We start from the raw sequence: 12763 nt of genomic DNA, 5'->3' as shown, positions 1-12763 counted from the left end.
AGACACCCCGCTTGCCTATAGTAGGTGTATCGGATTGCAAGCCTGGAACAGATGCCATGAAGTTGATGAAACGGTTTTTCTCATTAGTTGTGTTGTCATCCATCGCCTTCGGGATGGCGGGCCATGCGTTCGCCGATCAGAATAATCCGGCAGTGCCCCCGCCGTCCGCCAGCATCCAGCGCACGCCTGCCGAACTGCAGCAACTTGTCGCACCCATCGCGCTGTATCCGGACGCTCTGGTCGCACAGATTCTCGCGGGAGCCACTCATATTGCCGAAGTCGTCGCGGCAGACCGCTGGATGGAGTCGCATGCCGAACTGCAGGGGGGCGAACTCGCCGCTCAAGTCGATCAGCAGGTCTGGGATGCCAGCGTCAAGGCGCTCACCGGATTTCCCGCCGTGCTCGAGGACATGGATCAGAACGTGGTCTGGACATCATCGCTTGGCGATGCCTACCGGAGCCAGCCGCAGCAGGTGATGGCGGCCATCCAGACGATGCGGCAGCGAGCCAGCACAGCGGGTAACCTGCAAGCCAACCAACAGCAAACGGTAACGACCGATGATGGATCGATCAGCATCCTGCCAGCCGATCCGGGGATGGTGTACGTGCCCGAATACGATCCGTCGCTCGTGTACGGCGCGCCAGTGGCGCTCTGGCCTGGCTGGTATCCCGATCCGGACCTCTACCTTGATGGGCCGGGGATTGTGTTCGGCGTTGGATTCGACCTGGGATACTTCGGCGGCTACGGATGGGGCTGGCATCACTGGAGGCCCGACTGGCATCATCGTGCGGTGTGGTTCAACGGCGGCCAGTATGTGTGGCATGACCGCAGTCGCCTCGACACCGATCACTTCCTGAATAGCCACGAAGATTTCAATGGTTCTCACGGGGCTTACGACATGCACGGCATGTACGGCGCGGCGGCCACGCATTTGTCTGCGATGCAGCCGCGGGGATTCGTCGGACCGCGTACGGTTCCGGGCGTCGGATTCAGTCAGTTCGGCGGTATGGGCCGTGAAGGCTTCGGTCGCGCAGCGTTCGGCGGTGGGCGTCCGGGCTTCGGCGCGATGGGACACGCCGGGATGGGACATATGAGCGCAGGGAGCGCAGGCGGCCATGGCGGGGGCGGCCGAGGTTAGACCGCTCAACTCCACAGCTGGCTAACGCAACATTTCGGCAGTTCCCTCTTTATGCGTATTCTGTTGGTTGAAGACTACTATCCGATTGGCAGTGGTGTCGAGGCAGGACTTCGTCAGGCGGTGTTCACGGTTGACTGGGCACGTGACGGCCAGGAAGCACATCTCGCCCTGTCCACTACGAACTACGCCCTGGTCATCCTCGATCTCGGACTACCCAAGCTTTCAGGCATGGAACTCCTGAAGTGGCTGCGGCATTCCGGCAATGATGTACCGGTCCTCGTGCTGACCGCGAGAGACGAAGTAACCGATCGTGTGGGGCTGCTGGAGGCAGGCGCTGATGACTATCTCGGCAAGCCCTTCGACCTTTCCGAACTGGTAGCCCGCTGTCGCGCGCTGTTGCGCAGGTCACAAGGGCGAAGTGTCGAGGTCATCCAGTACCGCGATATTGCTGTCGATCCCACGGCACAGACGGTCCTGCGAAGTGGCATACGGGTGCCGGTGACAGCCCGCGAGTGGGCATTGCTTCTACAGTTGCTTTCGCATCAGGGAGTCCCTCAGTCGAAATCGCGCCTTGAGGAGAGCGTGTATGGTTGGCAACAGGAAATTGAAAGTAACACGATCGAAGTGCACGTTTCCAACCTGCGCAAGAAGCTTGGCGCGGAGTTGATCAGGACAGTCCGCGGCATTGGCTATGTTGTAGAGAAGTTCAATGGAATATGACGCAAGGCTTGATCGGGCCGGGTTGTGACCTCACTGACCCGCTGCTGTCCATGCTCGCCCCTCGTCAAGGAACTGCTCGAGAAAATCGACAAACGCCGTCACCTTCGCGGAGAGGTGCAAACGCTGCGGATAAACCGCACAGATGTCCGCCGACGGCAGCGTCCAGTCCGGCAGCAGCCGCTTCAGACGCCCCGATTCCAGATACGGGTTGGCATCCCATTCAGAGCGCGTCAGGATGCCCTGACCGTCGAGGCCCCACACGAGTGTCACCTCGCCGTCGTTACTGCTCAGTTCGCTGTGCACCTTGACGGTCTCATGACGGTTTCCCTTGCTGAAATGCCAGGTGCCATACGCGGTCTCGTTTTCGCGCAACACGATGCAGCGATGCTGTTGCAGTTCCCGCGGCGTCGCCGGTTCGCCGTGCTGCCGAAGGTAGATGGGCGACGCACACACGATCCGCTGGTTGTGCGCGACGCGGCGCGCGATCAGGTTCGAATCGGGAATAGCGCCAAAGCGGATGCACACGTCGTACGAAGTCTCGAGAAGATTCAGCGGCCGGTCGGTCAGTTCCAGCTGAACGTCCACGTCCGGATAACGGCGGTGAAATGCCGCGATCGCATGTGCCACGTAGCGCCGCCCGAACCCGAACGTCGCATTCACGCGCAACAGTCCCTTCGGCGTCGCGCGGCTGCTGGAGATCGTGCGATCGAGTTCCTGTAATTGCGACAACAGACCCGAACCTGTTGCGAGGTACTGCTCGCCTTCGTGGGTCATGCTTAGGCGGCGCGTGGTCCGGTTCAGCAGCCTCACGCCGAGGCGCCGTTCCATCTGCGCCAGCCGCGCACTGACTGCGGGCGGCGTCACGCCCATCTCCCGCGCGAGCGCCGAAAGGCTGCCGTGCCGTACGAGTCCCACAAAAAACTCGAGATCCGAGACCGCGCTCATTGATAAATCTAGCTTAAGAATAGGTTAAATACATCTGCATTATATAGATCAACTTGCAGATTACACTTCAATCGCCCACTGTTCCTGAGCCTCGGAACCGTTGTTTTGAACTGCATGAGGATCGAATGTCACAGACCCTGTATCAGCGCCTTGTTGCGTCGCATACGGTAAGCCGGATCGACGAGCAGCACGTGCTGCTCTATGCCGATCTGCACATCATGAACGAATACACCAGCCCGCAGGCGTTCGCCGGACTGCGTGAGAAAGGGTTGCGCGTGCGTCGTCCGCACCAGCAGATGGGCATCGTCGATCACGTGATCCCGACGCGCCCTGTTCCAGTCGCGGCGCGCACGATCGAGGTCGTCGACGCGGCAAAGCAGGCCGCAAACTTTACGCGCAACTGCACCGAACAAGGCATTCACCTGTTCGACGTCAACGATCCCGTACAAGGCATCGAACATGTGGTCGCGCCCGAGCTCGGGCTGATCCGTCCCGGCATGGTCGTCCTGTGCGGCGACAGCCACACGACCACCTATGGCGCACTCGGTGCGCTAGGCTTCGGCATCGGCACGTCGGAAGTCGAGCACGTGCTGGCAACACAAACCCTCGTCTACCGCGTTGCACGGGACATGCGAATCACCGTGGACGGCGTGCTGCAACCAGGCACGACCTCCAAGGATCTCGTGCTGCACATCATTGCGCAGATCGGCGCGCAAGGCGCCCGCGGCTTCGCGGTCGAATACACCGGTGAGGCCATCTCCGCGCTTTCCGCCGAAGCCCGTATGACCTTGTGCAACATGACGGTCGAAGCCGGCGCGCGAGCTGCGCTGATCGCTCCCGATCGCACCACACTTCAATACGTACGCTCGAAGGTCCGCGATCTCGATACGGCAACCCTCGATGCGGCCTGCGCCGCGTGGGGCACGCTACGCTCGGACGCGGATGCGCATTTCGACGCGGAACACCGCTTCGACGCGAGCATCGTTGCGCCGTATGTCACATGGGGAACGAGCCCGGATCAGGCCGTGCCGGTAGATGGCTGTATTCCCGACAGCGCGGCTGGCGCCGGCCTCGACGCCGCGACGATGCGCAAGGCGCTCGACTATATTGCGTTGCCAGGCGGCGCGCCGATTGAAGGCACGCCCATCGACCGCGTGTTCATCGGCTCGTGCACCAACGCGCGAATCGAGGATCTACGCGCGGCAGCCGCCGTCGTGCACGGCCGCAAAGTCGCCGCTAGCGTGCGTGCGATGGTGGTGCCCGGTTCGGGCCTCGTGCGGGACCAGGCGGAGCGCGAAGGCGTCGCACAGGTGTTGATCGACGCCGGTTTCGAATGGCGCCAACCTGGCTGCTCGATGTGCCTCGCGATGAACGACGACGTCCTCAAGCCGGGAGAGCGCTGTGCCTCGACGACGAATCGCAACTTCGAGGGCCGCCAGGGACGCGGCAGCAAAACCCATCTGATGAGCCCTGCGATGGCCGCTGCGGCCGCCATCGCGGGACACATCGTCGACGTACGCAAGGAACTCAGTCATGTCTGAACAGCATGTGATTGCCGGAATCGCGGCGCCCCTGCCGATCAACAACCTCGACACCGACCAGATCATGCCCAAGCAGTTCCTGCTTGGCATCGACAAATCGGGCCTCGCACGTGGCGTGCTGTATGACCTGCGCTTCGACACCGATGGCCGCCCGCGCGAGAACTTCGTGTTGAACCGTCCCGAGTATCGCGGCGTGCGGATCCTGCTCGGCGGTTCGAATTTCGGCTGCGGCTCGAGCCGGGAACACGCGGTATGGGGTTTGCAGCAAACCGGCATCGACGCCGTCATTGCGCCGAGCTATGGCGAAATTTTCTATTTCAACGCGCTGAATAACCGCTTGCTGCTCGTCACGCTGCCGCCCGACGAAGTCGAGGCGCTTGTCGCCGAGGTTGAAACGGCAAGCAACAAGCAGATCACGATCGACGTGGTCGGCGAGGTTGTTGTGAGCCCAAGCGGCCGGCGCCATGCGTTCTCGATCCCGCCGCGGCAGAAGCAGATGCTGCTCGAAGGGCTCGACATGATCGGCATGACGCTGCGCCAGGCTGATGCGATCGACGCGTTCGAAGCTGGCCACTGGGCCGCGCAGCCGTGGGCCCGCATCGATCTGCCGGCGCAGCAGGCAAAAATGGCGGCAGAGTCCGCCGCGTCATGAACTGAAGTTGTGCTCGTCCGGCTCGCCACAAGGTCGCGGCGAGCCGTTCGTTTCAAACAGATCGTTCGCACGTCGCGCGAAACGGCAAGGAGACACAGATGACATCGACCTCCCCTGCGGCAGACGAGCTCAGCACGCTCGAGGCAAGCACCATCCGCAAGATCTCGCGGCGTATCGCTCCGTTCATCATCGTGCTGTATTTCGTGAGCTTCCTGAACCGGGTGAACGTCGGCTTCGCGGCGTTGACCATGAACCACGACATTGGCCTCACGCAGTCGATGTTCGGCGTCGGCGCCGGGATCTTCTTCGTCGGCTACATCGTGTTTGGGATGCCGTCGAACCTGGCGCTGCAGCGCGTCGGCGCGCGCCGCTGGATCGCACTGCTAATGGTCGTGTGGGGCGCGCTATCGGCGGCGACCGCATTCGCCACCGGTCCGTATAGCTTTTATGCGCTGCGCTTTGCACTCGGTCTCGCCGAAGCGGGCTTCTTTCCCGGCATCATTCTGTATCTCAGCTACTGGTTCCCCGCCCGGCACCGTGCGTTCGTCACCGCGATGTTCATGACCGCCGCTCCGCTGTCGAACATGATCGGTTCGCCGATCTCGGGCGCGTTGCTAGGGATAAATGGCGTCGCGCACCTGCACGGCTGGCAGTGGTTGTTCATCGTCGAAGGGCTGCCGACCGTGCTACTTGGCATCGCGTCGTGGTTCGTCCTGACCGACCGTCCGGAAGACGCGAAATGGCTGAGCGAATCGCAGCGTAGCTGGCTCACCGATGAAATGACACGTGAGCGCGCGACGAAGGCCGCGCAAAGCGCGTCGAGCGTATGGGGTGCCGTGAAGGACCCGCGCGTGCTCCTGCTTGCGCTCGTCTACGCAGGCACCTCGACCGGGCTGTACGCGGTCGGCATCTGGGCGCCGATGATCATCCACCATTTCGGCTTTGGTTACTTCGAACTGGGCCTCGTCAATGCCATTCCGAACCTCGTCGCGGTGGTTGGCATGGTGCTGTGGGCGCGCAACTCCGACCGCACCAACGAACGCCGTCTGCACGTTGCGATTGCCTGTCTCGCTGCTGGTGTCGGGATGCTGATGGCCGGCCATGCGACTAGCGCGCTGATCCTGATCGTCGGGTTGTCGGTCGCGAACTTCGGCATCAATGCGGCGAAGCCGCCGTTGTGGAGCATGCCGACGCAATTTCTGTCGGGCTCGGCGGCCGCAGCAGGCATCGCGCTGATCAACGCAATGGGCAGCCTGATCGGCGGCACGATCGGCCCGATGGTGATCGGCAAGCTGCGCGATATGAGTGGAGACTTCTCGCTGGGCTTGTATTTCGTCAGTGCGACGCTGCTCGTGTCGGCCGTGATCTCCTATGCGTTCGGCCTGCGCCGGGGCGCGGCGCGTACCGAACCGAAGATGCCATAAGCGCAGGCATGGCGGCTTGAGCAGCCGCCATGTCCCATCAATGGCCGAGATGCTTGTCGAAGAATTCGGTGATTTCCCCGAAGGCTTCCTTGGTTTCCGGTATGCGATCGTCCACCTGATATTGGGCGTGCGACAGACCCTCGAAGACTTCAAGTTGCGCCTCGACACCCGCCTCCCGAAGCTTCCGGTGCACGCGCACCGTATTGCTCAGCAACAGGTCGCGTGTCCCAGTCGTAAGGATGGTGGGCGGGAAGTCATGCATATCTCCGTAGACCGGCGAAAGCAGCGGATCCTTGAGATCATGGCCATGTGCGTACACCACCGTCGCGGCGTGACAGAATCCATTGGGCGACACCAGCACGTTGTCGACCTTCTCATTCGTGTAGAACGAGTCGCCCGTCTTCGTGACATCGGACATCGGCGTGCCTGGCGCTATCGCCCCTGGCAGTCGCAACCCCTCCTGCTTCGCGCGCAGCATCGTCTCGAGTACCAGGGCACCACCCGCAGAGGTGCCGAACACCGCTACGTTTTTGGAGTCCGTGGTCTTGAGCACGTCCTTGTACACCGTCAACACATCGTCAAGGGCCGCGGGAAAATAAGCCTCCGGCGGCATGCGGTAATCGACCGAGATGACCTTGTAGTGTCCAAGCCCCGCCATGATGATGCCCTCGGTCGTTCCCGACTCGCCGGGATAAAGTTCATAGCAGCCGCCGTGAACATGAATGAGTACCTTGTCGCGGTGTTCAGGCGGAATGTCGTCAGGTGTCAGGACAAAGACCCTCACCCCGTTCATCGTTTCGGCGTGCATCGTCACATGCAGACGTTCGAGCATTGCCGGGATCGTTTTATCGACCTGGGCGGCGCGCACATTCGCCGCCGCTCTCCATTCCTCGCCGGTCTTCCACAAAACGTTCCAGGCAGGATTGAGCGGCGCCGCAATCAACTTTTGCATCTCAGGGCTGACATCAGTGGGAACCGGCACGGTCTTCGCGGGTACCTGCCGGGGCGCAAGCGTGCTGTCGTCAGCAAGAGCAGTGCCGCACACTCCGGCGAAGGCGGCGCATGCAAGGAGAAAGAACTTCGAAAACCTCATGGGTAATGGATTCGCGTGGTGAGTTAAGTTAAATCGATCACAAAGGAAGCGGCGCGGCGCCGGGCCGATGGCCAGGACAGTGTCGGCTTCGAATGCGTCGCGGTAGTGAAGCTATGACGGTGTGTGATTGAACGATCGGGCAAACGGTCTTGTGCGTTTGACACGATCGATCACATGGTAAGTGAAATGAATAAACGCTGCAGTGATGCCGACGGTCAGCATTTCAGTGTCGACGTGCGTTGGCTAGTGTCATGTACGGTGCAATGCTTTCCATACCCGTGCACAATTCATAAACGACCCGGCTTTCAAAACGGTAATGAACCCGTCAGTACTCTTAAAGTAATTGGGAACCACCATGAAAAAACTCAGAACGGCCATTGTCGGCTGCGGAAAGGTCGGTCATTTCCATGCGAGAGCGCTCGCGCGCCTCGAGAACTCGGAGTTCGTCGCCGTATGCAGCACTTCTCTCGATAGGGCGACGACCCTTGGCCGTCAGTACGGGGTGCGGGCATTCGACAACGTCGAAGCCATGGCCGAGGACGCGCAGGTCGACGTCGTCTGCATCTGCACGCCGCATCCGCAACACGCTTCGGTCGCGGTCGCCGCGTTGAAAGGCGGTTGCCATGTGCTGATCGAAAAACCCCTCGCTTCGTCTCTTGAAGACTGCGATCTGATCCTGTCCTGCGCGGAAGAACACCGGCGCGCTGTCGGCGTCGTCTGCCAGCGGCGTTTTTATCCATCCGCCATGCGGGTCAGGCAGGCCATCGATGCCGGCAAGATCGGCCGGCCCGTCATCGGCAACGTCGTCATGCTCGGCTGGCGAGACCGGCAGTACTACGAGAGCGATCCGTGGCGGGGATCGTGGGCCGGCGAAGGCGGCGGCGTTCTCGTCAATCAGGCGCCCCATCAGCTGGACCTGCTGCAATGGTATTTGGGCGATATCGACGAACTCTATGGCGTATGGAAGAACGTCAACCACGACTACATTGAAGTCGAAGATACGGCAGCGGCCATCGTGAAGTTCAAAAGCGGCGCCATTGCCAACATCCTGGTGAGCAATGCGCAGAATCCCGCTTTATACGGGAAGGTCCACGTTCACGGCGACAACGGTGCCTCGGTTGGCGTGCAGACCGACGGTGGCGCGATGTTCATCGCGGGCGTGTCGACCATCACAGAGCCTCCGTACAACGATATCTGGACGATCAAAGGAGAAGAACACATGCTCGCCGATTGGAAAAATGAGGATGCGAAGCAATTCAGTTCTGCGGACTCCTTATACGTCTACCACGAGCGGCAAATCGACGATTTTCTGACTGCGGTAGGCAACCATACGAGGCCCTTGATTGACGGGGTGGATGGCCGGAAGACCGTGGAGCTGTTCACGGCCATTTACCGCAGCAAGCAGAAGAATGCCGTTATCAAATTCCCACTGTGAGAGCGACGACGAATGGCCGACTCTCAAGTCGGGTGACACACGTCTGATTGGGCCTCACCAAGGCATCTTGAAAGCAAGATCATGAAAACAACAAAGACCCGATATTTCGTCGTTTTTTTACTCTTTGTGGTCACGGCCATTAACTACATGGACCGGGCCAATCTCGCGATCGCGGGCAGCAAGATACAGGGAGAGTTTGCTCTTTCGGCAACGCAGCTCGGGCTGCTCTTTTCCATGTTCACGTGGACTTATGCCGCGAGTCAGATTCCCGTGGGCTATCTCCTCGATCGAATCGGATCGCGAGTCCTGTACGGCAGCGCGATCCTTGTCTGGAGCACATGTACGTTCGCGATGGGTTTTGCTTCCCATCGTCTGTTCGCGACGGTCGGCGCCTCGTTTGCGGTGCTGCTGGTCTGCCGGGCCTTGATTGGCCTCGCTGAGGCGCCCTCCTATCTCTCGAACACCAAGATCCTCGCGAACTGGATTCCAAAAAACGAACGCGCGCGGGCGACGGCGACCTATATCAGCTCGCAATATATCGGTCTCGCGTTGTTCACACCTGTCCTGACTTTTTTGACGGCGCGTTACGGCTGGCAAATGGTGTTCTACGCGACAGGTGGTGCAGGGATCGCGTTCGGGATTTACTGGCTGCTCGTGTATCGCGACCCCAAGGACAGCAAAAAAACCAGTCAGGCCGAGCTCGACTATATCAAGGCGGGAGGCGGCTACGGATCTCAGGATCAGTCCGCAGTTGAAGCCAGATTCGACGGAAAGGACATTCTGTACATTCTCAAGAGCAAGACCGTCTGGGGCCTGTTCGTCACACAGTTCGCCTACAACTCGACGTTGATCTTCTTCATGACGTGGTTCATCGTGTACCTCGAAAAGGGCTTGAACCTCACGCTCTCCAAAGCGGGACTTGGCGCATCCATCCCCTATCTGATGGCGATGGTGGGCATGCTAGCCGGCGGCTTCCTCAGCGATAGCCTGCTGAAAAGGGGTAAATCCCTGACCGTCGCGCGCAAGGTGCCAGTGATCTTTGGCCTCACGCTGACGGCCATGATAGTGTTTGTGAATTTTTTCGAAAACCAGCCTGTCATCGCGATCGGCATCCTGTCGCTGGCCTTCTTCGGCAACAACGTGGCCAATCTCGGCTGGGTGGTATTTACGGATGTCATTCCCCGCAATCTGATCGGGACGATGGGCGGATTTCTGAACCTGTTCGGCAATATTTCGGGCATTACGACGCCTATTATTTTCGGCGTCATCCTGCAGCGTACGCATAATTTCCACTATGCAATGTGGTACGTCTCGATCGTCGCCGTACTGGGCATCCTGTCGTATATCTTTCTTGTGGGCAAAATCGAAATTATCGTGCCGCCAATGAAGCGGGAGCAGGACACCTATGCGGTTACGCAGTCCAGCTAGACAGAATGGCACTTACTTAAGCCCGTGGCGCGTGCCCATATTTTCGGACGCGCTCGCGTGCGGTGTGACGAGGCTCTTTGAGCCATGGGTAAGACTTCGGTCTTCGTTTCCGCATTCGTGGTTCGATGCGCCCGGGGCGGTTCCCAACACGAGACTGCGCGATCAGGTTGAACAGGAGACTCTGGTGGTGAGTTGCTGCCAGACCTCGGGCCAGCCATTCAGTCCATAACTGCACGGTGTGTTTGAAACTCAGTGTTCTCGGATCGGTGGCATGGTGGCTCGCGGCCTGAGCCATCAGCAACCGAATCACGTTATAGGCCAGCAGATGGACCCAGATCTCCTTCTCGTTCATGTGGGCAGTCTGGCAATGCAGTACGTCCATACCCATCGTCGTCTTGATGTTACGTAGATCCAGTTCCACGTTCCAACGCCTGGCGTACAACTGCGAGAGGTCCTGTTTGCTGGTCTTGCGTGCATCAAGCATCGTGGTGACCAGTACCCGGTGATGCAGCCTGGACTCGCGCACCATCAGTTCATCGGGGAAGGCCTGGTACTGCTCACGCGTCATCCAGTCGGGACGCTGCCGGGGTTTGGGCCACGTCACAATGTGATCGCGCATGCCCAGCGACTTGCCTCGCCGAAAGTCGGTGCGGCGCGCCCCATGCTGTTCCATCACGACATCCACTCCGGCGGCGATCATTGAGGCCATCAGAAAGTAGTGGCAGTACAAGGCATCGGCGACGATCACATCACCTTTGCAAAACGTATCTTGCAGCATGCGAAACGCCGTCAGCTCCCCGCTGCCTTTGCCCGCGTACGTTCCGATAGCCGCCTCCAGCACTGCGCCGCTTGCCAGACAGATCACCGCAACCAGATAGGCTAACGGAAATCCCACTCCTTCGGCCTGAGAACTGGACTGCGGGAAGCGGGCCTGGTTCGACGGCGTATCGGGCATCGAGATCCCTGTACCGTCAACCAGCTTGACCGGGCGCCCGCGCCACTTCCAGGCCGCTCTGGCCTGCTGGTGCAGTTGACGTCCTGTCTCGCGCGTCAACTCCCGCACCATCGTCAGCGGCAGTCTCTGGCGAGCGCGGCAGTAGCCTCCCGTACGCACACTCATGGGTCGCAGCCCGTCGGCAGCTCGCTGCGCGGCCCACCCGTTGACCGCCTTCTGACAGGAGGCGTCCTCTTCCAGCGCCTGGCGCATGAACATCGACAGTGTCACCGTCGGCGGATACAGCCGTTCCCGATGTTCTGGCAAATGCGCTTCCGTTATGTCCAACAGCCCTGGGCTCGTCAGTATGTTGAAGTAGTCAACCGCCTGGGCCCTGCGTGCCCGGCTTTGAACGCCGCCTCGTGTTTGCCTCTGATGACTTCGTGCATTACGATCCATGGGGGCCGGTCCTTGGAATGAGACGGGTGTTTGCCTGGTAACAACCATCCTATCAATCCCTGGATCAGCCTCCTCCGTTTCTCTTCAAGTACTTACCCGCGTCTTCTCCTCCATGCTGGCTTAAGTAAGTGCCATTCCAGCTAGACACAGTTCGTATCGCCTTACGGATGTTGCATGCAGGGACGGACCTATGCCCGTCCCTGCATGCGTATTGGTGCTTACGTCAACACCTGGCCGCCATCGACTACCAAGGTTTGGCCGGTGATCCAGCCCGCGTGCGAGCTGGCGAGAAACAGCACCGCACTCGCGACCTCCGCCGGCGTCCCAAGCCGGCCGAACGGAACCGAATGCAGTATCCGCTCATAAAGCTTGGGATCGGACGTCTTGCGCTGTTCCCACGACCCACCTGGAAATTCGATCGAGCCGGGTGCTACCGCGTTGACACGGATCCGATCCGGCGCGAGTGTCAATGCATGTGAAGCCGTATAGTGCGCGACCGCTGCCTTGATCGCCGCGTAAGACTGGGTGCGTGGCGACGGACGCAGCGCTGCGATGGACGTCACGTTGACGATGGCGGCGTCGGCCGACTTCCGCAGGAATGGCAATGCCGCATGACCCGCGCGCACCGTTGCCATCAGGTCGACCTGGATGCCGGCCTCCCAACCGGCCTCGGTATCCCCGCCTCCGAAACCGGACGCGTTGTTGATCAAAATGTCGATACCGCCGAGCGCCTCGCCAGCGGCCGCGATGTAAGCGGTGATCGCCTCGCCGTCAGCGAGATCGCAAGGTGCGGTATGGACCGCATGGTTATAGACGGCTAGCTCCGCCTCGACTGCTTTCAATCCTTGCAGATTGCGTGCACAGACGGACACGGCGGCGCCTGCGTGCGCGAAACCTTGCGCGATGCTGCGGCCAATGCCGCGCGAGCCTCCCGCAACGACGACGCGCTTACCGTTGAAATCGAACCCCATGTTTTGCCTCCAGGACTGTTAA

At 60.3% G+C, this 12763-nt stretch carries 11 protein-coding genes; 7 read left to right on the top strand and 4 right to left on the bottom strand.

All coding sequences use genetic code 11. The features are described from left to right. Positions 1-56: 56 nt before the first annotated feature. Entirely contained in the window at positions 57-1139 is a 1083-nt protein-coding gene (locus P3T40_RS21120; protein WP_429269674.1) for a DUF3300 domain-containing protein, read from the top strand. A 51-nt stretch (positions 1140-1190) separates the two neighbouring features. Further along, a complete protein-coding gene (locus P3T40_RS21115) occupies positions 1191-1859 on the top strand; it encodes a response regulator (protein WP_429269673.1) in 669 nt (222 codons plus the stop codon). Positions 1860-1889: 30 nt separating this feature from the next. Here P3T40_RS21115 and P3T40_RS21110 read toward each other — a convergent pair whose 3' ends face one another. Continuing rightward, positions 1890-2804: a LysR family transcriptional regulator gene (locus P3T40_RS21110; RefSeq protein ID WP_429269672.1), complete on the bottom strand. Its 915-nt coding sequence runs from the start codon at positions 2802-2804 to the stop codon at positions 1890-1892. A 125-nt stretch (positions 2805-2929) separates the two neighbouring features. On the opposite strand from P3T40_RS21110, the gene leuC reads away from it, so the two are divergent. The 3 genes from leuC to P3T40_RS21095 all read left to right on the top strand — a co-directional run bounded on the left by leuC (position 2930) and on the right by P3T40_RS21095 (position 6421). Continuing rightward, positions 2930-4345, top strand: coding sequence for a 3-isopropylmalate dehydratase large subunit (gene leuC, locus P3T40_RS21105; protein WP_429269671.1), 1416 nt, complete (start codon positions 2930-2932; stop codon positions 4343-4345). Further along, entirely contained in the window at positions 4338-4997 is a 660-nt protein-coding gene (gene leuD, locus P3T40_RS21100) for a 3-isopropylmalate dehydratase small subunit (protein WP_429269670.1), read from the top strand. Before leuC ends, leuD begins: the two co-directional genes overlap by 8 nt. Positions 4998-5095: 98 nt before the next feature. Continuing rightward, on the top strand, positions 5096-6421 hold the full coding sequence (locus tag P3T40_RS21095) for an MFS transporter (RefSeq protein ID WP_429269669.1): 1326 nt from the start codon (positions 5096-5098) through the stop codon (positions 6419-6421). A gap of 37 nt (positions 6422-6458) precedes the next feature. Here the strand turns inward: P3T40_RS21095 and P3T40_RS21090 are convergent, their stop codons facing one another. After that, positions 6459-7514: an alpha/beta hydrolase gene (locus tag P3T40_RS21090; RefSeq protein WP_429269668.1), complete on the bottom strand. Its 1056-nt coding sequence runs from the start codon at positions 7512-7514 to the stop codon at positions 6459-6461. 355 nt (positions 7515-7869) lie between these two features. On the opposite strand from P3T40_RS21090, the gene P3T40_RS21085 reads away from it, so the two are divergent. Together P3T40_RS21085 and P3T40_RS21080 are read left to right on the top strand one after the other, a co-directional pair. Then, complete coding sequence (locus P3T40_RS21085; RefSeq protein ID WP_429269667.1) at positions 7870-8949, top strand: Gfo/Idh/MocA family protein; 1080 nt, start codon at positions 7870-7872, stop codon at positions 8947-8949. 81 nt (positions 8950-9030) lie between these two features. After that, positions 9031-10377: an MFS transporter gene (locus P3T40_RS21080; RefSeq protein WP_429269666.1), complete on the top strand. Its 1347-nt coding sequence runs from the start codon at positions 9031-9033 to the stop codon at positions 10375-10377. A 16-nt stretch (positions 10378-10393) separates the two neighbouring features. Here P3T40_RS21080 and P3T40_RS21075 read toward each other — a convergent pair whose 3' ends face one another. Both P3T40_RS21075 and P3T40_RS21070 read right to left on the bottom strand, forming a co-directional pair. Beyond that, positions 10394-11770 (bottom strand): IS4 family transposase, encoded by a 1377-nt coding sequence (locus P3T40_RS21075; RefSeq protein ID WP_429269665.1) that lies wholly within the window; start codon positions 11768-11770, stop codon positions 10394-10396. A gap of 218 nt (positions 11771-11988) precedes the next feature. After that, the gene (locus P3T40_RS21070) at positions 11989-12741 is read right to left on the bottom strand and encodes an SDR family NAD(P)-dependent oxidoreductase (protein ID WP_429269664.1); all 753 of its coding nucleotides are present in this window, start codon (positions 12739-12741) and stop codon (positions 11989-11991) included. Positions 12742-12763 lie beyond the last annotated feature (22 nt).

It is taken from the genome of Paraburkholderia sp. EB58, from assembly GCF_050436665.1.
Taxonomy (GTDB): Bacteria; Pseudomonadota; Gammaproteobacteria; order Burkholderiales; family Burkholderiaceae; genus Paraburkholderia.
This window is presented reverse-complemented; position numbering and strand designations above follow the sequence as displayed.

What these genes read in the sequence shown, in the direction of transcription:
- P3T40_RS21120 (WP_429269674.1), top strand. Translation starts at nt 57, where the DNA reads ATGAAGTTGATGAAACGGTTTTTCTCATTAGTTGTGTTGTCATCCATC.
- P3T40_RS21115 (WP_429269673.1), top strand. Translation starts at nt 1,191, where the DNA reads ATGCGTATTCTGTTGGTTGAAGACTACTATCCGATTGGCAGTGGTGTC.
- P3T40_RS21110 (WP_429269672.1), bottom strand. Translation starts at nt 2,804, where the DNA reads ATGAGCGCGGTCTCGGATCTCGAGTTTTTTGTGGGACTCGTACGGCAC.
- leuC (WP_429269671.1), top strand. Translation starts at nt 2,930, where the DNA reads ATGTCACAGACCCTGTATCAGCGCCTTGTTGCGTCGCATACGGTAAGC.
- leuD (WP_429269670.1), top strand. Translation starts at nt 4,338, where the DNA reads ATGTCTGAACAGCATGTGATTGCCGGAATCGCGGCGCCCCTGCCGATC.
- P3T40_RS21095 (WP_429269669.1), top strand. Translation starts at nt 5,096, where the DNA reads ATGACATCGACCTCCCCTGCGGCAGACGAGCTCAGCACGCTCGAGGCA.
- P3T40_RS21090 (WP_429269668.1), bottom strand. Translation starts at nt 7,514, where the DNA reads ATGAGGTTTTCGAAGTTCTTTCTCCTTGCATGCGCCGCCTTCGCCGGA.
- P3T40_RS21085 (WP_429269667.1), top strand. Translation starts at nt 7,870, where the DNA reads ATGAAAAAACTCAGAACGGCCATTGTCGGCTGCGGAAAGGTCGGTCAT.
- P3T40_RS21080 (WP_429269666.1), top strand. Translation starts at nt 9,031, where the DNA reads ATGAAAACAACAAAGACCCGATATTTCGTCGTTTTTTTACTCTTTGTG.
- P3T40_RS21075 (WP_429269665.1), bottom strand. Translation starts at nt 11,770, where the DNA reads ATGGATCGTAATGCACGAAGTCATCAGAGGCAAACACGAGGCGGCGTT.
- P3T40_RS21070 (WP_429269664.1), bottom strand. Translation starts at nt 12,741, where the DNA reads ATGGGGTTCGATTTCAACGGTAAGCGCGTCGTCGTTGCGGGAGGCTCG.